Raw genomic sequence first — 22,161 nt, forward strand, 5'->3', positions numbered from 1 at the left:
GCGCCGTCCTTTCGCAGCCGGCTTGGTTCGGGACATGCTAGGAAACCGCCCAGCGCGTGCCTCAAAACGCGAACAGGAGGGGATGTCCGGCCTCCGGGCTCCACGACCCATGACGTCGATCGGCCGCGTAACCATCGCCGAGGTGCTCGCCGAGCACAGTCGCCCGCTGCACATCCACGAGATCGCCAGCCGGCTCGGTCTCACGGAGGGCGCCTACGAGCCGCTCCGTCGCGTGCTCGACGATCTCTGCTGGGACGGAAGCGTCGTCGCCTTGCCCGGCCAGCGCTTTCGCCTCGCGCGCGCCCGCGAGGAGCGGCGCGGCAAGGAGCACGAGGGGACGCTGAACGTGAACCCGCGCGGCTTCGGGTTCGTCACGGTGCTCGACCTGCCCGACGACGTCTTCGTGCCGCAAGAGGCCATGGCCGGCGCGCTGCACGGCGACACGGTGGCGATCCGCGTGGTGACGACGTCACGCCGGGGCATCGAGGGCGCGGTGGTGCGCGTGGTGAAGCGCAAGACGACGCGCGTCGCGGGCGTCCTGCGCAAGCGTGGGCGGAGCGCGTGGATCGAGCCCGACGACTCGCGGCTGCGTGGCCCGATCGTCCTGAAATCCGAGCCGCGCATGAAGCTCGAGGATGGCCTCGCCGCCGTCGCCACGATCACGCGTTTCCCGGAGATGCCCGACGAGAACCCCGAGGGCGTGCTGGAAGCCGTGCTCGGCGTGCCCGGCGATCCGAACGTGGAGGTCGCCAAGGTGCTCGTGCGCGAGGCGATCGAGGAGGAGCATTCGGCGGAGGCCGTCGCGGAGGCGGAGGGCTTCGGCGACGAGGTGCCGCACGAGGCGCTCGCCGGCCGCGAGGATCTGACGCATCTGCCGCTGCCGACGATCGACCCGGAGGACGCGCGCGATCACGACGACGCAGTCTGGGCCGTGCGGAACGACGATGGCTCGTACCGCGCGTGGATCGCGATCGCGGACGTGTCGCATTACGTGCGGCCCGGGACGGCGCTCGACGAGAACGCGATGGCGCGCGGCAACTCGATCTACCTGCCCGATCGAGCGATCCCGATGCTGCCGCGCGCGCTCTCCTCGAACCTGTGCTCGCTCGTGCCGAACGTCACGCGCCTCTGCTTGTGCGTGGAGATCGACCTCGACGCGACGGGGACCGTGCTGGGCGCGCGGATCTTCGAAGGCTTCATGCGCTCGCGCGCGGCCCTCACGTATCCGGCCGTGGCGCGCGCGCTCGGGCTCGCGAAACACGCGGTGGCAAACCCCGACGCCGAGGCGATGCGCGACGACCTCGAAGTGCTGTGGGAGCTCTCGCGGCAGCTCCGCGCGCGGCGCATGCGGCGCGGCGCGCTCGACTTCGATCTGCCCGAGGCGAAGGTCGTGCTCGACGTGGAGACGGGGGCGCCGCTCGACGTGGAGAAACGCGCCCACGATCCCGGCGTGAAGAAGGCGTACGAGCTCATCGAGGAGTTCATGCTGCTCGCGAACGAGACGGTCGCGCGTGAGCTCGTGACGCGAAACACGCCGGCGATCTTCCGGGTCCACGCGCCGCCGAACCCGGAGCGCCTCGAGCGCTTCGTCACGATGTGCGAGACGCTCGACGTGGGCTTCGAGCTCGAAGACGCCTCGGATCCGAAGAAGCTCGCGACGTTCCTGAAGCGCATCGCGAACCATCCGCAAAAGCAGGTGCTGCACTCGCTGCTGCTCCGCGCGATGAAACAAGCGGTCTACGACGTGGGCAACGGGGGCCACTTCGGCCTCGCGTCGACGGCGTACCTGCACTTCACCTCGCCGATCCGCCGCTACCCGGACCTGGTCGTGCACCGGGCGATGCGCGCGCTGCTCCAGAAAGAGCGCATCGACACGAGCCCCGAAGCCGAGGAAAAGCTGCGCCTCGCTGCGTCGACCGCGTCCGACTGCGAGCGCCGCGCGATGGACATCGAGCGCGAGGTCGTCGACCTCTACCGCGCGCTCTTCATGCGCGCGCACATCGGCGAGATCTACGAAGGCACGGTGACGGCTGTCGTGGGCACGGGCCTCTTCGTGGCGATCGACAGCCCATTCGTGGACGTGCTCGTGCGCCTCGACGCCCTCGGCCCCGACGGCTACGAGGTCGACGAGACGGGCCTCTACGTGACCGGCACGCGCAGCGGCGAGCAGATCAAGCTCGGCGACACGATGCTCGTGCAGATCGAGGACGTCGCCGTGCTGCGTCGCTCGATCTACGGCAGGCGCGTGATCGCGGTGGAGGAAGAAGGCGCGCCTCCGCCGAAGCGCAAGGTCCGCCGCACGGCGTCGACGAACGGCCAGGACAAACGCGCCCGAGGCCAGGCGGCGAAGGTGTCGACGAAGGGTCGCGCCCCACGCGGAGGCGCGGACAGCTCAAAGAAGACGAAAACGAAGAAGGCCGCGAAGACGAAAAAGACGCGGCATTAGCCGCCGCGTGTATCCTCGCTCGACGCGCGATAGAGCGGCGAAAGGCCCCCGCGCTCCGCGTACGGCTGCAGGTAGCGGAGCGACACGTTCGCGCTCGGCAAGAAGCGGTGATAACGCTTCTCCGGGATCACGAGCGCATCGCCCGGTCCCACCCATATTCGCACCCAGCGCTCGTCGGCCGCGCGCACGTCGTAGACGCCCTCGCCTTCGAGGAAAAGCCGCACCTCGGCGCTGAGGTGCAAATGCTCGTCGATCTCGCGCGCAATCGTCGCCTCGTCGCGCGGGTTCGCCACGCTGAGCCGGACGTCGTCCTGCTTGGTAAAACCACGGTCGGCCCGGATGCGATCGAGGAGCGGCTGCATCGACCCGGGATCAAACGCCTCGACGAGGATCCCCTCGGCCCACAGCTCCTCGGGGCTGCAACCGCGCTCGCTCGGGCTCATCCACACCGCTCGCATCAGATCCTCCGTACGGTCCCCCCAAATCATCCCGCCCAGACGGAGGCGCGGCGTCAAGGACCTAACGCCGGATCAACCAGAAGAAGCCGACGACGCTGAGGACGAGGACGAAGGCCGCAAAGAGGAGCACCACACCATCGGTGAGGCTCCAGCCAGACTCGGGGGCCGGCGTGGCCGATCGCTGAGGTCGGAGCGGGCGCGAGGCGTCGTCCTCCACGGGCGTCGGCTCCGGCGCCGCGGCCGCGGAAGGCGTCTCGTCCTCCGCAGGGGGGGCGGGGGCGCGTCCTCGGGGCGCATCGGCTCATCGGCGCACCGCGACAGCTCCGCGAGCGCCTCGGCCGCGGGATACTCGAACACCACGACGTTCCGGCCCATCGCGAGGGTTTGTCCGGAGCGCCAGGTGACGTCGGTCGGGCCGAGCGGCGCACCTTCGAGGAGCGCGGCCTTCGAGCCGAGGTCCCGCACGAGCAGGTGCTCGCCCTTGAGGCCCACTTCCACGTGGCGGAATGCGGTCTCCGGATCGTCGAGCGGGAGGTCTACTTCCCGCGCGCGGCCGAGCACGTACCGCCTGCCCGCATCCGTGAGCGCGAGCGTCTTGCCTTCATCGGGTCCCGACACGACGACGAGCTTCGGCCCCGCGTCTTCGCCCTGCGCGGCGAGCCCACGCGCGACGAGGTCGAGCGCCAGCGCCTTCGTCGTTGCGGGGGTCGCGCGCGCGGTCGCGAGCGGATCGATCTTCACTTCGAGCCACACGCGGCCGAGGCGAAAGAGCTCTCCCGATCGGAGGACACGTGGCGATTGCGGAGGCAGGAGCACGGAGCCGAGCGCGGTGCCGTTCGTGCTGCCCTCGTCGACGATCACATACTCGTGGCCGCGTTGACGGATCGAAGCGTGACGGAGGCTGACGCTGGGGTCGGGGAGGCGGAGATCGGAGCCCTCTCCGCGGCCGATGAACACGCGCGGCATGTCGAAGGTGAGCGCGAACTCGTCGCCCGTCGCCGATGCCCGCACCGTGATCGTGACTGCCATGAAACCTCGGGCGAACGCGCGGCGAGATGCTCTGCCGCGCGTGCCTTCAGGCGCCGATGCTCCGGCGCACGCGCTCCACGGCGTTGCCGAGCTGGCGCATGGTCTGCTCCTGAATGCGCGCCGCCTCCTCGATCTTCTTGGAGGCGTCAAGGAGCTGCTCGAAGCCGCGGTTCTGGTTGCGCTGCGACGCGTTCAGGTTGTTCACCATCGCGGAGATCTGCTCGATCGAGCTCGTCATCTGCCGGCCGCCGCGGGCCTGCTCCTGGCTCGAACGCTCCACGTGCTGCGTGATCGTGCGCATCTTCTCGGCGCTCTTCATGATGAGCTCCGAGCCGCGCGCCTGCTCGGCCGTGGCCGCGGCGATCTGCTGCACGGTCTCGGCGATGCGGCCGATCGCGTCGGTGACCTGCTTCGAGCCCTTGGCCTGCTCGACCGTGGCGCGCGCGATGGCACGCACCATGTTCGTGCTCTTCTGCGAGCTGTCGAGGATCTTCTTCAGCGCGCGCTCGGCTTCGTTCGAGACCTCGACGCCGCGGTCGACGTTGTGCGCACCGCGCTCGACGGCGGCGATCGCGTTCTTCGACTCGGCCTGGATCGTCTTGATGAGGTCCGCGATCTCCTTGGTGCTGCCACCCGCGCGATCGGCAAGCTCTTTGATCTCGTCGGCGACGACGGCGAAGCCCTTTCCGTGCTCGCCGGCCTGCGCCGAGAGGATCGCGGCGTTCAGCGCGAGCAGGTTCGTCTGCTCGGCGACGTCGTCGATGACCGCGAGGATCTGGCCGATCGCCTCGATGCGGAAGCCGAGGTTCGAGATGACGCTCACCGCCTCCTGGCTCGACTCCTTGATGCGGTAGATCTCGCTGATCGTCTTCAGGATCGCCTCGGCGCCCTTCTCGGCGTCCATGGCGACTTCCTCGGACAGACGCGCCGTCTCGTTCGCGTTCGACTGAACCTGGTCGATGGACACGTCCATCTGGTTCATCGAGGAGCTCGTCTCCTCGGCCGTCAGCGAGAGGCCGTCGACGTTCTTCGCGACCTCGCGGATCGAGTAGGCCATCTCCTCGATCGAGGAGACCGTCTCGCGCACGCTCGCCGCGAGCTCACCGACGTTCTCCGCGACCTCGTCGCTCGTCGCCGTCATCTCAAGGATGCTCGACGAGGACTCTTCCGCGCTCGTCGCGAGCATCTCGATGGACTGCGAGAAGCTCGACAGCGAGGCGTTGATGTCGCGCGCGTGCGCCGTCGCCTGCTCGGCCGAGGAGAGCACGGTGCCGAGGCCGTCGCCGAGCCGCGGCAGGTACTCGTCGATGACGCCGAGCGCCTCGCCGAGCTCCGCGCGCCGCTTCTGCTCGCGCTGCTCCGAGCCGCTGAGGCGCTCGCCGATCGACGCGAGCTCCATGTAGATCCGCGCGACCTCGGGCTTCGCGCCCACTGGCGCGCGAACACGCTCGCCCTCGCCGGCGCGTTGCACGGCGTTGACGATCTCGCCTTCGAGGATCTGCATCGCTTCGGCGAGCTCGGCGCGACGCTTCTGCTCGCGCTGCTCGGCCTGGGTGAGGCGCTCGCCGATCGAGGAGAGCTCCATGAAGATGCGCGCCACCTCCGGCTTCGCGCCGGGCGGGGGACGGACACGCTCGCCCTCGGCGACGCGCTGGACCGCGTCGATCACGTCGGCCTCGACGTTCGCCAGCGTCTCGGCGAGCTCGCCCTTGCGCTGGGTCTCGCGTTGCTCGGCGGTCTGCGCGCGCTGCTCGGCGGCCGAGAGCCCTTGCTCCGCGGCGATCGCGCGCTGCTCGGCGGCCGAGATCCGCGCTTCAAGCGACTGGAGCCGCTGCTCGGCACTGCCGGCGCGCTGCTCGGCGGCGCTCGCGCGCTCCTCGGCGAACTGGACCTTCTTGTCCGCGTCTTTCGTCGCGTCGCGGATCACCTCGGCGACGCCCGAGAGCTCCGCGTAGATGCGCGCCATCTCGGGCTTCGCGCCTGCCGGAGCGCGCATGCGCTCGCCGGACGCGGCGCGACCGAGGGCTTCGATCACCTCGTCGACGTTCACGCCGCTCGTGCCTGCGTTCTGCTCGAGCTTTGCGACCTCTTCGTTGAGCTCCGAGGTCTTCCTCGAGAGACGCTGGATCTCCTCGTAGACCTCCGCGAGCTCTCCGGTCACGCCTTCGGGCAACGCTGGCTTCTTGCCGCGAGCTGCGGCCTTCAGCGCGTCGACGAGTCCGCCGAGCTTGACGCTCGCGCCCTGGGACGCGCTGGCGACGAACATCGCGACCGCGGCGCTGAGGCCTATCAGGTAGAAGAGCTCGGACGTGAAGTCCTTGAGGAAGGACTTGGATCCGATGCCGAAGAGGACGGCGGCGACGAGGACGACGGCGGGGGGGCCGAGCTGCCTTGAGTTCATGGTCTGACGCGGCTTGCGGGTGGCGCGGATCGGGCGACGCTCCGGCCGAGGGGCAGGCGCGAGCCGACACGCGAACGCTCGCCGAGGTTAAGAGCGCCGGGGCCTCCGGTGCAAGGAGAGGGATCATTTCCTCGCGATCGAGGCCTAGGACCCGCCCCGATTCCCGGCCCCCTCGCCGCCCCTGCGCCGAGAATCCCCCGCCCCCTCAGGCTTTTGCGCCGGCGTGCTGTAGTCCGGCGACGTCCCGAAGGGCTTGTCGTATCCGCGACGATGCGGAGGTCTGCGGGTCGGGACACTGTCGTCCGATCCGATGAACGTGCCGCACCCCACAAGCATCCCGGAAAGAAGCAGCAACCCGACGAGTCTCCTCATGGCTGAGCCCTCCCTGCGCTGATGTTCGGAACCCCGAATTCCGTGGACGTCGGCGGCCCGGGGCACCCTACGGCGCGAGTGTAGAAATTTTCGCTGCATGAAGTCTCACGCGCGAGGGACGTTGCAGCGCGCGGGCGCGCGGGCGCCTATGATGCGGGCCGTTCTGAGGCCTCTTCGCCCGTGACCCTCGCTGCCCGGCTGCTCCTCGCCTTCGGCCTCGTCGCGATCTTCGCCGCGGCGCTCGTGGGTCTGTCGCTGCGCGACGCCTCGCGTCAGATCATCGAGAGCGACTTCGAGGACCGGATCGAGGCCGCCGCGGTGGGCGTGCGTCGCGAGCTCGCGCGGGAGGCACGCGCGCTCGAAGGATTGCTCGGGCCGCTCTGCGCGCACGACACGTTCGTGGACAAAGCGCATCTCCTGCTCGAACGCGCGCGGGGCGACGAGGCCGCGATCGAGTCGGACGCGCGGATCTCGATGCGGCACTTCGTCCCCGATCAGGCACGCGCGCTCGGGCTCGATGACCTCGTGCTCGTCACCGACAAGGGCCTGATCCTCGCAGCCTCGGACGTCGCGCGCACGGGCACGAAGGCCCCCGATCTCGCGAAGCTCTTGCGATCCCCGACGGGCGGAGCCCCGCGGCTTCGGCCCGATCCGAAGGGCGGCGAGGCTTCCCTCGAAGTGCACTGCGCGCGCTCGGGCGGCGGCGTCGAGGTCGGGCTCGTGGGCGCGCGTCGCGTCGGCAAGATCCTCGAACGCATCGGCGCCTCGCACGGCGTCGAGCTGCGCGTCGAAGGGCCCGAGCGCGTGAAGATGGTGGGCGACGCGGTCGTCAGGCCGATCGACGTCGCCGAGGTCCCGGGCCTGCGCGTCGTGGCCATCGCCACGCGCGACAAGCTCCACGGCGCGCTCGCGAAGCTCGATCGCGCGATGCTCTTCGCCGGCTCCGTCGCGCTCGTGCTCGGCCTCGCCATCGCGTTCGTCCTCGCGCGAAGCCTCTCGCGCCCGCTCGTCGAGCTCGCCCGCGAGACGCGCGAGGTCGTGGCCGGCGCGCCGCGCACCGTGAAGGGTCGCGGAGGCCGCGAGCTGACCGACCTCGCCGACGCCTGGAACCGCACGATCGCCGAGCTCGCCGCGATCCGCAGGCGCCTCGCCGCGACGGAGAGGATCGCCGCGCAGCGCGAGGTCGCGCGCCAGATCGCGCACGAGATCAAGAACCCGCTCGCCCCGATCCGCGCTGCCGTCGAGACGCTGCGCAGGCTCCGCGCCCGCGAAGATCCCGCGTTCGACGAGTACTTCGAGGAGGCGACGGTCACGGTCCTCCAAGAGGTCCACCGGATCGCGAACATCGTCACCGAGTTCACCCGCTTCGCGCGTCTGCCCCCGCCGAACCCCGAGCCGATCGATCTCGTGTCCGTGGTGAAGGGCGTGGTCACGCTGCATGCCTCTGCGGGTGAAGGCGTCGAGCGTACGGGGACGCGGCGGGTCGAGCTTTCGTCCGAGCCGATCCCGAAGGTGATGGCCGACCGTGATCAGATGGTGCAGGTGCTGACCAACCTGATCCAGAACGGCCTCGACGCGGCGAGCGCCGTGCGTCCCGACCCGCGTGTGCTCGTGACGATCGGCCCGCTTTCGGAGAACAAGGTCCGTATCGTCGTGCGCGACAACGGCCCGGGCGTACCTGCGGAGATGGTGCCGCGGCTCTTCGAGGCGTACGCGACGACCAAGGAAAAGGGGACCGGCCTCGGCCTGGCGATCGTCCAGCGCATCGTGTTCGAGCACGGCGGAGAAATCGCCTACCGCGAGGCGAAAAAGGGCGGCGCGGTCTTCGAGGTCTGGCTGCCCGTGTCCGGACCGCCGCTGCTCGACAAACCGCCGGCCGTCGAGACCACGCTCCGCGGGCCGGACAAGGCCGCCTAGAACCCAGGCCAAGCCCGGACGATTCCCCCCAAGGCAAAGCGCGCTTCACGATCTCGCAGAGCACCGAATGGTTCTGCGCTCTGAAGCCTCCGCGCTGGCGAGCGTCGATCGCCTCTGGCATGGTCCGGCCATGCGAAGTTCGACGGCACGCGTTGCGTTCGCCCTCTCGCTCGTGGCTCTCACGTCGATCACGCCGGGTTGCGGCGGCGCGCCTCCGAAGCAGTCGCGTACGTCGCGCCCGAAGCCCACGCTCGGCCCCACCACGAACCCCAAGCCCGCCACGACGATCCAGGGCCCTGCGCTCTTGCCCTCGTACGTCATCACGCGGCTCGACGACGAGAACACGGCGCCGTACATCGCGCGACGCGGCGACGACACGCTCGTCTTCTACGACGCGCGCGGCCGGCTCTACACGCGTCTTTGCGGACCGGAAGGGAAGCCCAGGACGGCCGAGCCCATCGACGTCGGCCCCGCCGCGGCCGAGATCCCGGTCGCGGCGGTCGAGGCCGTCGGCGACGGCTACCTCGCCGCGTGGGTCGAGGGCATGAAGAGCAACGCCGCGGTGAAGATCCTGTCCCTCGACGCCACGGGTGCCGCGCGCGGCGCGCCCATCACGCTCGCACAGTCGGCCGACGAGGTGAGCTGGGTCGAAATCGTCGCGGGGCCGAGCTCGGCGCTCGTCGTCTGGGAGGTGCCGCGCGACGACCATTTCGACGTGCTCGCGGCGCCCGTGACACCTGGAAAAACCCCCGCTGCCGCCGTCGTCCTCGCGCACGACGCCCTCGGCTGGGATCTCGTCGCGACCGAGCGCGGCGCGGCGATCGCGAGCGTCGTCGCCGGCACAAATGGCGCACAGAACGAGGCCGAGCAAGGCCGCGTCGGCCGCGTGCTCTACGCCGACGTCGATCTCTCGGGGAAGGTCTCGGCGCCCGTCGTCGTGAACCCCGAGGCCACGGCGCAGAACGACATCATCGTGGGCCGCGCGGGCAGCCGCACGCTCATCGGCTGGACCGACGTCCGCAACATCGACTCCAGCGTGTACGTCGCGGCCGTCGAGCCCGGCGGCAAGATCGTCACGCCTCCGAAGCGCGCGACCACGCCGGTCGGCGAACAGGCGCTCGTCTCGCTCGTCTCGGGCGCGGGCGCGGGCAAACGCGCGCTGCTCGCGTGGGAGGATCTGCTGCGCTCGCCGCGCGATGGACGCCTCATCCACCTCGCCACGATGGACCCCGACGGCAAGCTCGGCGCCGAGCGCGCGACGCTTGTCTTCAGCTCGAGCGGCCCGCCCGACATCACCGCCGACGGCGACGGCTTCGCCGCGCTCACGCTCGCGCCCGCCTCGACCGGCGCGGGCCCGCTGCCCAAGGACACGCCGATCTGGCCTGCGTTCGTGCGCTTCGGTCCCGACCTCCAGGTTCGCGCCTCCGAGCCCGTGCGCGCCGAGCCCTTCGCGAGCAACGAGGGCATCCCCTACCTCACCCGAAGTTTGTCCTGCCACTCCGGCGCTTGCCTCATGCTCGCGTCGAGCGAGGGCACGCCCGCGACGCTCGCGGCGGTCAGCTTGCCTGTGCGGCAGAGCCCTTGGCGCGCGCCGGCTTCGCGTGATCCCGAGGAGACCCCGCCGCGCCCGCTCGGCGTCACTGCCCTCTACGACGGCGAGCACCTCGCCCGCGTGGCCGCGACGGAGCACCCCTCCGGCGGCTCGCTCGCTGCGTGGGTCACCTACCACATCGAAGGCAATGGTGACCGCGACGGCGGCAAGCCAACGCGCAAGGACGACCCGCTCGCCACCGCCTTCGTGCGCGCCGTCTCCGCGGCCGGCGTTCCTGGAAAAACCCAGGTTCTCTCCCGCCGCGCGCTCTCGATCGGCGGCGTCGCGATCGCCTCCGCGCCGGGCGGCAAGACCGAAGAGAGCGCGCTCGTCTGGGCCGCGCGTGACAAGAACGAAGCGCAGGTCCAGATCGCCAAGCTCGGCCCCGAGGGCGACAAACTCGCGCAAAAACCGCTCACCACGATCGCGCGCAAGCCGAGCAAGGACGGCGTTCCGAGCGAGGTCTCCGACGTCGCCGTCGCCTACGCGCCGCCGTCCGATCCGGGCAAGAGCACCGACGACGGCTTCATCGTCGCCTGGGTCGACACGCGCGACGGCAACGCCGAGGTCTATGCCGCGCGCGTCGATCGCACGCTTCGCAAGGTCGTCCAGGACCGACGCATCACCGAGGCCCCGGGCGACTCGGCCGAAGTGCAGATCGCAGTGCGCGGCAAGGAGACGTTCCTCGTGTGGTCGGATGCGCGCAGCAACCCCGACGAGGGCGCCGGCGACATCCACGTCGTCCGCCTCGACACGCGCACGCTCCAGAAGGTCGGCCCCGAGACGCGCCTCTACGCTTCCCCCGCGCACTCACGCTCGCCCTCGGTCGCGCTCGCCGGCGATCGCGTCGTCGTCGCGTGGATCGAGGAAGCCGCTCCCGACGCGAAGCCCGAAGCGTCCGAGGCGGGCGTACGTATCGCGATCCTCGACGAGCGCGGCGCCCTCGCCGGCAGCCCCCGCCTCGTGCGGGGCGAGGAGCAGAGCGCGGTCACCTCCGTGGCCCTCGCGTGCGGCCCCTCGAAGTGCCGCGGTGTCCTCACCTCCGTGCTCCGCGACAGCATGCTCCTCGACGCGTTCGAGCTCTCGCCCGGCGCGCCGCCCGGACCGCTCAAGGCCCTCGCCGCGCTCACGGGTGGCGCCAACGCGGACGTATCCCCTGCGTTCGCGGGCCGCGAGGGCACCTCGCTCTTCTTCGGCGACGACGCCGTCGGCGGCACCGGCCGCGTCCGGTTCATGACGATCGGCTGGCCCTAGATCGTTCGACTACCAATCATCTGAGCGCGGCCGCGGCGCGCCTCGCAGCTCGGCGAGCGCGTCCTCGGTCGACAGGAGCACCTGCTCCGCCTCGTCCACGTGGTTCGGCCAGTGCGGGCTGAACCGCAGCACGCCGTCCGGGATCGCCGTGCTGATCCCGCGGGCGAGCAGCGCGCGCTGGAGCACCACCACGTCGATGTCCTTCGGCGGCAGCACCGCGAGGATCCCGCTCCTCCGGTTCGCCTCGGGCGCACGCAGGCTGGTGAAACCTCGCTCCACGAGCCCCGGCTCCACCGCGTCGCCCCAGCGCACCACGTGCGCGTGGATCGTCTCCACGCCGAGCTCGGCCACGAGATCCACGGCTGCTTCGAGCCCCACGAGCCCGATCGCGTTGATGCAGCCGACCTCGAACACGTCCGCGCGCTTCTTGAACGGCCGATCGTACCGCATGTGCCCCGGCCCTTCGAGCAGGAAGCTCACCGCGTCCTCGTGGCTCAACCACCCCGCGAGGTGCGGGTGCAGCGCCTCCACGCGCTCCTTCCGCACGTACAACATCCCCGTCCCCTCCGGGCCCATCAGCCACTTGTGCCCGCCCGAGGCCCAGTAATCGATGCCGAGCGCGCGCACGTCCACCGGCACCGCGCCCGTCGCCTGGATCCCGTCGACGAAGAGCTCCGCCCCGTGCGCGTGGCAGAGCCGCGCCATCTCCCCGAGCGGCATCCGTAGGCCCGTCCGGAACTGCACCGCGCTCACCGCCACGAGCCGCGCGCCCTTCGCGAGCTCCTCCGCGAGCCGCCCGAGCCCTCGCTCGTCGCTCTCCTGGAAATCCGACAGCGGCAGGAACACCGGCTCCACGCCGAAGAGCTCCCCCGCGCGCACCCACGGCGTCACGTTCGCCGGGAACTCCCCTTCGAACAGGATCACCCGATCGCCGCGCTTCCACGGAAACGACAGCGCGATCGCCGTCACGCCCGACGACGTGTTCGGCAGGAACGCGATCTCCTCGGCCGACGCGCCGACCAGCCGCGCGAGCTTCTCGCGCAGCCGCGCCCTCTGCGCCCCGTAGGTCCCGAAGGCCTGTGACCCGCGCCGCCCCCAGTCCGCGATCGCGTTTTGCATCGCGCGGCGCACGGGCCAGGACGGCGGCGAGATGGCCGCGTGGTTGCAATAGACGAGCGGCTCGAGATCCGGGAAATGCTCCCGATCACCGAGCTTTGCCGTGAATTTGACATCGTCGCCGCGACCCATGGGCCGAGAGGATGCCCCTCCCCGAGGCCTCCTGGCAAGGCGCGGCGCTCGCGCACGGCGCGCGGCTCGGATAACCTCGCAGGCCGACGTGCGTAGCAACGACGGTGCTTATCGAGATCCGCTGCAGGGCTTGCGTACCCGCGTGCAGGACCTCGCTCGTGAGGTCGAAGAGCGCGAGGCCACGCTGACCGACGCCCTCCTCGACCACGTGCCTCCCAAGCTCGCGGAAGCCCTCCGCGACGGCCGCGCCCGCGCGCGCCTCCCGGCGAACACCGAGGCCGAGCTCCTCGCCGCCGAGGCCACGCTCCTCGCGTATCGTGACGCCCTCGATCACGCGATCGAGCTCGCGCCCGACCTCGAGGACGAGCAACGCGCGCTCCCCGACGAGGCGCCCGATCCGCAGCTCTCGGGCGCGTTACGCCCCTTCATCGACATCTTCATCGCCAACATCGTCCTCGAGACCTGCGAGGCCGCCGAGCGTGGGCTCCGCCTGGCCGCGCTCGCCCTCGCCAAGGACGCCGAGGTCGAGGCAGAGACCAAGTACGCCTATCGCGCCCGCTTCCACGCGCACGACGCGCCCTTCTCGATCCTCGTCCAAGTCGCCTACTCGCAGAACGATACCCCGGCCGAGGTCCACGTGTTCATCGCGACCTCCGTCGCCGCCGGAACACCGCCATTACGGATTCGCCCCCAGACGTTCTTGCATGGCGTCGGCAAGGCGCTCGGCCTCGTGCGCGAGGCGGAGGTCGGGGACGAACGTTTTGATGATTTGTTCCTCATCGAGGCCGAACCCGACGCCGCCAAACGCCTCCTCGGCCCCTCGGTGCGCAAGGCGCTCCTCAACATCGCCTCCTTCGACATCCCCGACCTCGACGTGCGTGGCGGCCGCGCCTTGCTCCACTTCCGCTTCGAGCCGAACGAGCGCCTCCTTCGCAACGCCACCCTCGCGCTCGCCGGCATCCGCAAATCCCCCGTCTCGGTCTCGCTCCTGCGCTGATACCCGCGTCTTCCTTCGTTTTTCGCGTGGTACATTGCACGCGATGAAGGCCGCATCGAAGTGGAAATGTTTGGCGCCGTTGTTCACCGTGGCCGCGATCCTGGGCGCCGGTGGATGTTCAAACGACCCAACCCCGACGCCGGAGCCCAAGCCGGCTGCATCCGCGGCGTCGAAGGGACGTGTCGAGTGGGTTCGTGCGACCGAGGGGGAGGACGTCGCGACTACCGTGCGGCGCGAGATCGAGCGTGCTCGCAAGGACGGACGAGACCTCCTCGTCTACGTCGGCGCGACGTGGTGCGAGCCCTGCCAAAGGTTCCATCACGCGGCCGAGAAGGGGGAGCTCGACGACATCTTTCCTCGCCTGCGGATCCTCGAGTTCGACCTCGATCGTGACGCCGAGCGGCTCGCCGTCGCTGGTTACGCTTCGCGCCTCATCCCCTTATTTGTCGCGCCAAACGATGACGGCACCGCCTCGGATCGACGCATCGAGGGCTCGGTCAAGGGCGAGGCGGCGGTCATGGAGATTGCGGGCCGGCTCCGGCGCATCTTGCCGCGTGCCTCGGCCGGCCCTACCGGCTGAGCCGCTTGCCATTCACAAACCCGCCACAGACCGAAGCACCGGGCCGACTGCTACGTTCTTTTCGCACCCCTCGCGTCTCGAACGAAACCCGCGAGGACTGTGGGGGTCCCTTTGGGTGCGACCATCGCTTCGCGCGCGGGACGAAGGTTCGCCCGAGCCGATCATAACGATCACCTCAAAGGCCGCCGGCGCGTCATCGTTGCACGCGCCGCATCATCGAGATCTTCGGGAAGACGCGCGTGTTCCCTCGCGTTTTGCGCGCGTCTGCTGGTCGCCGAGGCGAGCCCATCGCCTCGGGAAGGGGAGCGTGCGCGCATGCATCGATACGTAACACGAATTACAACCATGAGTTCCTTTGACAAACGGGGCGCGGGGTCGGTTCCATCAATAAAACCGTATTTTCCAGTGCCCAGGTTCGTCGGAACGGTGCATAGTAGGGGCGTGCTCGCCCAAAAGCATAACAGGGTGGACGTGGGGCCTGCGCCCGCTCGACGACAAACCAGGTTCCAGGTCCAGCAATCAACCACTTACTTGATCCGGCACGAGGAGGGCCGGCGGGGTCGTCCGTGAGGACGTCCCGAAAGAAACGCCATGCCGCGACGAACCGTACCGGATCCTTTCGCAACGCAGGTGGGTGGCCGCATCCGTGAGCTTCGTCTGGAACGAGGCATGTCCCTGGCCGAGCTCGCGGACGCGAGCGAGCTGTCGAAGGGACACCTTTCCAGTGTCGAACACGGGCTCGCAGCCATCACGATCCAGACGATCTCCCGGCTCGCCCGGGGGCTCTCGCTGCCGCCCCTCTACTTGCTGACCTTCCCGGCGGAAGACGAGCGCGCGCACGCCGCGGAGCTCGTTCGCAAGCTCCCCACCGATCAGGTCCGCAAGCTCCGCCGTCAGCTCCAGGTGCAGCTCGGTCTGCGCAAACGCTGATCCCGGCGTATACCTCGCACTGATCCCGAAATCGGGGCCGCCCTGAAAAGCGGCCCCGATTTTTTTAGGTCGACCGCGACGAACGGCGCTCGATCGGCGCGACGCACGTTTCCCCGAAGCGCTCGACATCGATGTGGCGAACGCCGAAGCACGCCGATTGAACGGCGCAACGGTCGCACGCGGGGACCTTCCGGCGAAACTCGACCGGCCCGGGGATGGGTTTGCCCGAGATGACCCGTTCGTCGGCGTCGAAAGCGCAGAGGGGCGGGCCGCAGGGCCCGTCGAGCCCGCTCACCACGATCCCCAGGACAAACGCGCGGTCGAGCGCCTTCCGCAGCGCGGCCCGGAGGCGCACGGGATCCGGTACGATCGTCCCGACGAGCGAACGATCGAACGGCATCGTCGGGTACGAGATCATGAGATGCAGCAGCTTCGGATGGCGGCCGAACGTGTCGTGGATAAAATCGGGCAACGCCCCGAGCTCGTCGATGCCCTCCGCCGTCGTCACGGCGTTCAGCGCGACGCGGATGCCCGCGTCGAGCAGCGCATGGATGCCCCGCACGGTCCGCCCGTGTGTGCCGGGCGCTCGCGTGATGGCGTCCGAGACCTCCGGATTGCCGCTATGGAGCGAGACAAACGCCTGCGTCACGCCCGCCTTCGCGAGGCGCGAGGCATACCCTGGCTTGCTCGCCTGGATGGCGTTCGTCTCGAGCGTCACCCCGGTAAAACCGAGCGCGCGCGCGCGCTCCACGTAACGAATGAGCTCCGGGTCGAGCATGGGCTCGCCGCCCGAGACGATGAGCGCACGCGCGCCGGCCGCCCATAGGTCCTCGATCCAGCGAACGACCTGCTCGGGCCCGTAGCGCCCCCAATCGCGGCCCTGCCAGCACATGCCGCAGTCCTGGTTGCAGCCGAAGCCCGTCCGCACGATACCCTCGGGCGGCTCGACGCCCGCCACGATCTGGCGGAAGAAGCCGAGCGGCACGCCCACCGGCAGCCGCGCGAGCTCCTTTCCGATCCCCGCGGCGCGCTCCCATCGCTCTTTCGTCGTCGCCACGACGAGCCGCGCCGCCATCGCCTCGAACGCCTTTGCCCACCGCGCGGCCTCGGGGACGCTCGGACAAACCTCCACCGAGGCTTTGCCCGCGGCCTTGTCCCAGCCAAGCCGCAGGCGCGCGATCGGATCCCGTTTCCCGAGCACGAGCTCGACGTGATGTTTGTCCGCATTCACGTCGAGCAACGCGAGCCCGAACGCAGGCAAGTCCACGGGGAGCGACGGCGCGTTGACGAGAGCTCGGGCGAGCTCGCGTTTCTTCGCGGCCGCCTCGCCCTCGACGCTCGGCGGATCTCGAAAGACGACGCCGTTCGTCTCGGCCACGTCCCGGCCGCGCGCGTGCCCCTTCACGGCCATGGCGCGCTCGACATCGTCGACCGTCACGAGCGCCGGATCGGCCGCGGACGAGACGAGCGCGAGGAGCGTCTCGAAGAGCGTGAGTTCGTCCCGGCCCCCGCTTCGACGGATGGATGCGGCCGCGAGCTCGGCGATGGCTCGAACATGTTTGTCCTGGAACCGCCAAGGCCGCGCGGGCAGATACCCATAACGCGCGCTCGCGTCGTCCTCGGGGCTCTCGTAGGTGTCAGCGAGCAGGCCATCCCGCTCGGCGAGCCAGTACAGCGCGGTGTCGGGATAGAGCCGCACGCGCGAGAGCAAGAGGTGCCCGCGAAGCTCGTGCATACCGGTTTGTCGCATGCATGCGAGGTTTGTCCGGAGGTCCGACAGCGTCGTCCACGGCGTGAACAGGATGAAGCCGAAGGCCGCGTGCGAGAGATCCATCGCGGGCGCGTATTCGGTGTTCCAGCGGCGGAGCGCTTCGAGGAAACGGACGAGCGTCTCCTGTGTCGCGCCTTTGTTGAAGCGATCGAGCTCGGGCTGGGAGAAGTTCTCCACGCCGACGAGGAAAGGCGCGAGGCGGATCGACGAGCGCCGCGCGGACGCGAGCGCGCGCGTGAAGCGGGTCGTGTTCTGGAGCCACCAGTCGGCGCGTGACTCGATGAGCAGCGTGAAGGGCCCGAGCTTTTCGGCCTCGGCCGCCTCGACGAGCTCGGTGAGGTAATAAAACGGGTTCTGGTCGCGCAGGACGAGCGCCTCTATCTCCGGCGCGTTCGCGCGCAGATACCGGAGCTGGACGAGCGCCCAGGCGAGCGCCTCGTCGCGCGACTTGTACTCGTAATGGTTGCCCGTGGTGCAGAACCCGCAGCCGCGGCCCGCGCCCTCGGGGATCTTCGCACCCGCATAAAGCGGGTTCTCCCGCGCGTCGGCCTGGTACGGGCAGCCCGTGTTGCCCGAGATCGGAAACGAGGGGAACCGCGGGCGCGCATCCTCGGTCGCGTACACGGGCCGGAGCAGCGGGGCATACAGCGGCAGCCGCTCGTTCGGGAGCGCCCGGCCCGCGAGCGCGGAGAGGAGCGCGACCACCGCCCGTGGTTCGGCTGGACAAACGTGGTTCGCCGGCGCGTCCGAAAGGTCGTGTTCGCCGACGAGGCGGACGAACGTCGTTTCCGGCAATTCGCGGGCGAGCCGCGTGACGATCGCCGCGCTCCAGAGCCGCTCGTAAAGGATCGTCGGGTACGGGCGGAGCGCACGGACGAGCGCATCCCAGGCGGCGCTCGCTTCGGTCTCCGCGCCACGCGGCAGGTGCGCCACGACGAGGTCGCCCGCGAGGCCCGCGGCGCGCATCGCGCCCGCGATGTGGTGCAAGCCCACGTCGTCGAGGAACGAGCGGTCGCGATGGCTGTGCAGGCTGAGGACGGCCGCCGGCAGCGCGCCTTCGCCGCGCGCGTCAGGGGCAGGCATAGAAAGGGGCGGCACACCCGCCTCGCGAACGAGCGGCAAGGATCGCATCGGGGCCCGGAAGCCCGTAGGCTACACCGGGTGCGGCAGCCCGTCATCCTCCTCGGCAAAGGCGACGTCTCGCTCGCGGCAGCGGACGGGGACGTGCTCGTCGAGCCCGAAGGCGGCGGCCTCGAAGCGATCGAGGCGCTGCTCGCCCGGAGCCCGCGCGCGGCCGTCGTGACCGCAGGCGGAGACGAAGGGTTCTTCCGCGCGAGCCTGTGCCTCGAACGGGGCGTGAAGGCGGTGGTCCTGCGCCGCGGCGCGTTCTCGGAGGCGCACGAAAAGGAGCTCGCCGCGCGGGCGCGGAGCTTCGGGCGCGAGCTCTTCCTGCACGACGATTCGCGCGGATACGGGCGCGTGCCCACAGGCAGCGAGCGTGTGCAGGTGGGCGCGCCCGAGGTCGCCGCGTGGGAAACGGCCGCGCGAGAAGCGGGCGGGCAAAGCCGGCGGACGGCCGCGATCGGTCTCGACGTGGATGCCGCCTGGGAAGAGGCCGCAGAGGCCGCACAGCCGCTGCCGATGGACGCGCCCGTGCCGGGTTTGTTTGAGAACCTGGAGGAGGTCGCGTTCACGAACGGGGACAAACCCGTGCTGTATCTGGTGGTCCCCGCCCGCTCGCTCGAAGCCGTGCGCGCGCGGCACCCGGGCGCGGCGATGGCCCTCGCGCGCGCGGAGGCGGCGCCGCTCGCGGTCGAGGGCGCGACGGGCCGGCGCATCGAAGGCGCCTCTGGCGAGGCGACCGTGCATGCGTTTTTCTCGACCACCCCGGCTCTCGCCGCGCGGGCGGCCTCGTTATGGGAGCAGGGTTCGTCCCGGAACGCTCTTGTGATCGGGGAGCTGCTCGGGTATCCGCCCTGCTGCACGGCCGCGTTCGTGGCGCTCGCCGATCGCCGGAACAACGCGGCGCTCGTGTACGTCACGGCCGCGCGCACCCGCGCGCTCGGCGCGTCGTTTCATCCGCTGCTCGACGTGGCCGTGCGGCGCGTCGTCCCCTTCACCCCGTGTTCGTTCGGCTGTGAACGCGCCGCCGCCGTGGCCTCGCGTGTCGTCGCCGCGCTCCCGCGCGCGCAGGCCGAAGCGCTCACCCGCGCGCTTGCGCGGCCCGTGCTCTACTTCGACGAGGCGCGGGCCGTTGCGCTCGAAGGCGCCCGGGTGGACGGCGCAGCGATCCTCTTCGAATCCGCGGTGTTCCTTCCCGCCCCGGCCCCGCTCGACCCCGACAGCGAGAGGTTCGCGCGAAAGCTTTTGGGAGCGTTCTTCAAAGACGGCGGCACGCTCGTGTGCACGGACGATGGATTCGAGGTGCGCGGCGCCTCGTTCACGCGGCGCCTCGGACGAACCTCGCCGCGGCTCGGGGAGTTCTTGCCGTTCGGGGGTTCGTCCGGGTAAACCTCAGCCGAGAAATCCCGATCCATCGGGGATCACGTCCACGCGTCCTCGCTGGCCGCCGGGGGCCATCGCCGCTTGGTTGCGCCGCCCCACGGGCCGCGGCGGAATTTCGAGCAGGTATTTCGTCACGGTCGCCTTGTCGTACCGCCGCGACATCCAGAAGAGATCGTACTCGTTGATCTTGTCGAGCGTGCGGATGCCGAGGTCGCCCATGCGGGCGAGGATTCGGTTGCGAGACGCGTCGATCACGTCACGTTTCTCTTCCCATTTCAACCCACCGATCTCGTCGTACGCGAGCGTCACTTGACCCGTCTTCAATCGGTCGAAGCCGGGGCGAAGCACGATGCCGGCCTCTTCGGGGTCGACGCCCATGCCGGGGAACAGGTAAAACCCCTGGAAACAGCCGACGATGTCGATCTCCTCGGCGAGCGTCTCCACGAGATGCACCGTGGCGTCGACGTCCTCCTCGGTTTCGTGAAAATACCCCGAGATGAAATTCACGCGGTTGATGATGCCGGCCCGATGCGTATTCCGCAGCGTCTCGATGATGTCCCGCGAGAGCAGGCCCTTCTTCATCAATTCGAGGATCTTGTCGCTGCCGCTCTCGGCGCCGTAATTGAGCAGGAGGCAGCCGGATTCGCGCATGAGCGCGGCGAGTTCGGCGGAGATGTCGGTGGGGCGGCAGGAGTCGGTCCATTGCAGGCCCGCCTTCGAATCGACGAGCCGCCGGCACATGCGTTCGAGCAGGCGCGGGCTCACGTTGACGAGGTTGTTCAGGAACATGAAGTCCCGCACCCCGTATCGCTCCGCGAGGGTCATGAGCTCGTCCGCGGTCTTCTCCGGCGACTGGACGTCGAGCCACTCCTTGGCGCTGCAAAACTCGCAGCTCGCCGTGCAACCCTTCACGAATGCATAAGGGAGATACACGAAGGGCTCGATGGGCTCGCCGTGGTAGAGGCCGTCCCGTGCGAGGGCATCGAGCAGGCGCTCGGTGGGGTTGCCGCGGTACAGATTGAACGGGATGTCGTCGAAATCGGGGCGCGGCATGGCATTGAGGTGCGAGCGGACGAGCTTGTTTTTCGTGACGCTCTCGCCTTCGCGGGACCAGACGCCCGGAATATCGGCCGCGCGGCGATCTCGATAAGCTTCGAGGTGCAAGAGGCCGAGGAGCGGGACCTCGCCGTCGCCGTCGACCACGTAATCGAATGTTTTCGGGGTGCCGAGCGCGCGGTCACCGTCGACCTGGTCCCGCTCGCCGCCGAGCACCGTGGGAAACCCCGTCCGCTCCTTGACGAGCCGCGCGAGGCACGCCGCGATGTTCATTTGAAAATGGCCGAAGTAATCGACGATGGAAAACCCGACCAGCGCGCGACGTCCGGATGCAGCGGCGCGCACGAGCTCCGGGCCAAAGGAATTCCACATGTTCTCGGCCGCCGCCGCGACGGCGGGGCTCTCGGCGCCGGCGAGCCAGCCATCGACGGCGGCGTCGTCCACGAAGCCATCGAGCCGATCGTCGGCATGCGTGATTTGCAAATCGAAGATGCGCGTGGAAAAACCGTGGCCGCGCGTGAATGCCGCGAGCCGCGCGGCCGCGAGCGAGGGCAATTCGAGCTCGTCGTAGCTGTTGCGGTAGCGCGGGACGTGGATGAGGACCATTTCGATCGGTCGGTTCGTCGCACGCGTCGCATATCGTTCGACGTTGGCCTGCGCGAGGGCGACGGATGCGGCGGCGCCGGCGAGCGAGGCCGGCGAGGGCACGTCTGCGACGCGGGGCGCCGCCAAGGCGTGACGCGTCGCGACTTCAAAGGGGTTCGGGATGATGTCGAGGCGCACGGGGCCGTCCCGAAGGAGCGCCTTTCGCGTCAGCGATGCGCCCTGCTTGCTCCAGCGACAAACCAGCGCGCCGCGCCGCATGACGGCCTCGACTTCGAATGGGCCCTCGCCCTGCATCTCCTCGTCGAGATCGACCTCGACGACGACGTCGCCGATACGCGCGTGGCAGACGAGCCGATCGGCGCCCGCGACCGCGACGGCCTCGGTCACTTCGAGCCCCCGCGCGGCGCCCGGGACGACCGCGTCCGCGAGCGCGAACGGGCCCGCGGCGAGGCGAGCGAGCCGCGCGGAGATGTCGGCAGAAAGCTCGAACGGGATGCGCGCGCCCGCGACGAAGGGCGTGCGCGTCGAGGCCGCACGCAGGATGCGGCGCCCCGCCGGCGAGCGCACGGACAAACCCACGAGCGCGCCCATCGATTCGCGCCGCACTTCCTCGACGAGCGCGAGGAACATCGGTTCGAGCACGAGCGCGCCCGCGTCGATCACGTCGGGAGAAGCCGTGTCCCGGAGCGACCGCGCGAGCGCCGTCGGGACGACGATACGAACGCCGGACGTCGCCGCGACGAGGGCACGCGCGGCATCTTCGGGCACGTCCTCGCCGAGCACGAGGCAGCCGCCTTCAACGGCGAGCTTGGCCGCGAGATCGGGCGCGCGGCGGACCGCTTCGGCCGCGGTCGTGGGCACGACGCGCGCGGCGCGCGCGAGGCGCGAGAGGGGCGAGACGACCCGAGGCGCCGAATCCGGCTTCCCGGCGACGGCGACGAGGAGAGCTTGCCGCTTGCCGTGCGCGTCCGTCATCCCGAAAGACTCTACCACCACGCGG

13 protein-coding genes are annotated in these 22,161 nt (G+C 69.9%); 7 read left to right on the forward strand and 6 right to left on the reverse strand.

From position 1 onward, the window contains the following. Positions 1 to 109: 109 nt before the first annotated feature. Positions 110 to 2,446, forward strand: a complete 2,337-nt coding sequence (gene rnr, locus POL67_RS45760; RefSeq protein WP_271927772.1) for a ribonuclease R — start codon at positions 110 to 112, stop codon at positions 2,444 to 2,446. On the opposite strand, the gene POL67_RS45765 is transcribed toward rnr, so the two are convergent. The 3 genes from POL67_RS45765 to POL67_RS45775 all read right to left on the reverse strand — a co-directional run bounded on the left by POL67_RS45765 (position 2,443) and on the right by POL67_RS45775 (position 6,334). Further along, entirely contained in the window at positions 2,443 to 2,904 is a 462-nt protein-coding gene (locus POL67_RS45765) for a 1,2-dihydroxy-3-keto-5-methylthiopentene dioxygenase (protein WP_271927774.1), read from the reverse strand. The two genes, rnr and POL67_RS45765, sit on opposite strands and share 4 nt — an antisense overlap. A gap of 72 nt (positions 2,905 to 2,976) precedes the next feature. Further along, entirely contained in the window at positions 2,977 to 3,933 is a 957-nt protein-coding gene (locus tag POL67_RS45770; protein WP_271927775.1) for an FHA domain-containing protein, read from the reverse strand. A gap of 46 nt (positions 3,934 to 3,979) precedes the next feature. Continuing rightward, positions 3,980 to 6,334 carry a methyl-accepting chemotaxis protein gene (locus POL67_RS45775; RefSeq protein WP_271927777.1) on the reverse strand — a complete coding sequence of 785 codons (2,355 nt, stop codon included), beginning with the start codon at positions 6,332 to 6,334 and terminating at the stop codon, positions 3,980 to 3,982. Positions 6,335 to 6,886: 552 nt separating this feature from the next. Here POL67_RS45775 and POL67_RS45780 point away from each other — a divergent pair. Both POL67_RS45780 and POL67_RS45785 read left to right on the forward strand, forming a co-directional pair. After that, positions 6,887 to 8,623 (forward strand): sensor histidine kinase, encoded by a 1,737-nt coding sequence (locus tag POL67_RS45780; RefSeq protein WP_271927779.1) that lies wholly within the window; start codon positions 6,887 to 6,889, stop codon positions 8,621 to 8,623. A 130-nt stretch (positions 8,624 to 8,753) separates the two neighbouring features. After that, positions 8,754 to 11,468 carry a TolB-like translocation protein gene (locus POL67_RS45785; protein WP_271927780.1) on the forward strand — a complete coding sequence of 905 codons (2,715 nt, stop codon included), beginning with the start codon at positions 8,754 to 8,756 and terminating at the stop codon, positions 11,466 to 11,468. 9 nt (positions 11,469 to 11,477) lie between these two features. On the opposite strand, the gene POL67_RS45790 is transcribed toward POL67_RS45785, so the two are convergent. Continuing rightward, on the reverse strand, positions 11,478 to 12,716 hold the full coding sequence (locus POL67_RS45790) for an aminotransferase class V-fold PLP-dependent enzyme (protein ID WP_271927781.1): 1,239 nt from the start codon (positions 12,714 to 12,716) through the stop codon (positions 11,478 to 11,480). 88 nt (positions 12,717 to 12,804) lie between these two features. On the opposite strand from POL67_RS45790, the gene POL67_RS45795 reads away from it, so the two are divergent. The 3 genes from POL67_RS45795 (at position 12,805) to POL67_RS45805 (ending at position 15,223) form a co-directional block, all read left to right on the forward strand. After that, positions 12,805 to 13,713: a hypothetical protein gene (locus POL67_RS45795; protein ID WP_271927782.1), complete on the forward strand. Its 909-nt coding sequence runs from the start codon at positions 12,805 to 12,807 to the stop codon at positions 13,711 to 13,713. Between the two features lie 43 nt (positions 13,714 to 13,756). Next, the gene (locus tag POL67_RS45800) at positions 13,757 to 14,293 is read left to right on the forward strand and encodes a TlpA family protein disulfide reductase (protein WP_271927783.1); all 537 of its coding nucleotides are present in this window, start codon (positions 13,757 to 13,759) and stop codon (positions 14,291 to 14,293) included. A 591-nt stretch (positions 14,294 to 14,884) separates the two neighbouring features. Continuing rightward, positions 14,885 to 15,223, forward strand: a complete 339-nt coding sequence (locus POL67_RS45805) for a helix-turn-helix domain-containing protein (protein WP_271927784.1) — start codon at positions 14,885 to 14,887, stop codon at positions 15,221 to 15,223. A gap of 64 nt (positions 15,224 to 15,287) precedes the next feature. On the opposite strand, the gene POL67_RS45810 is transcribed toward POL67_RS45805, so the two are convergent. After that, a complete protein-coding gene (locus POL67_RS45810; protein ID WP_271927786.1) occupies positions 15,288 to 18,077 on the reverse strand; it encodes a radical SAM protein in 2,790 nt (929 codons plus the stop codon). Between the two features lie 78 nt (positions 18,078 to 18,155). On the opposite strand from POL67_RS45810, the gene POL67_RS45815 reads away from it, so the two are divergent. Then, positions 18,156 to 19,505, forward strand: coding sequence for a hypothetical protein (locus POL67_RS45815; RefSeq protein WP_271927789.1), 1,350 nt, complete (start codon positions 18,156 to 18,158; stop codon positions 19,503 to 19,505). Between the two features lie 3 nt (positions 19,506 to 19,508). On the opposite strand, the gene POL67_RS45820 is transcribed toward POL67_RS45815, so the two are convergent. Then, positions 19,509 to 22,136 carry a B12-binding domain-containing radical SAM protein gene (locus POL67_RS45820; protein WP_271927791.1) on the reverse strand — a complete coding sequence of 876 codons (2,628 nt, stop codon included), beginning with the start codon at positions 22,134 to 22,136 and terminating at the stop codon, positions 19,509 to 19,511. Between the last annotated feature and the right edge of the window lie 25 nt (positions 22,137 to 22,161).

This window comes from Polyangium mundeleinium, assembly GCF_028369105.1.
Lineage (GTDB): Bacteria > Myxococcota_A > Polyangia > Polyangiales > Polyangiaceae > Polyangium > Polyangium mundeleinium.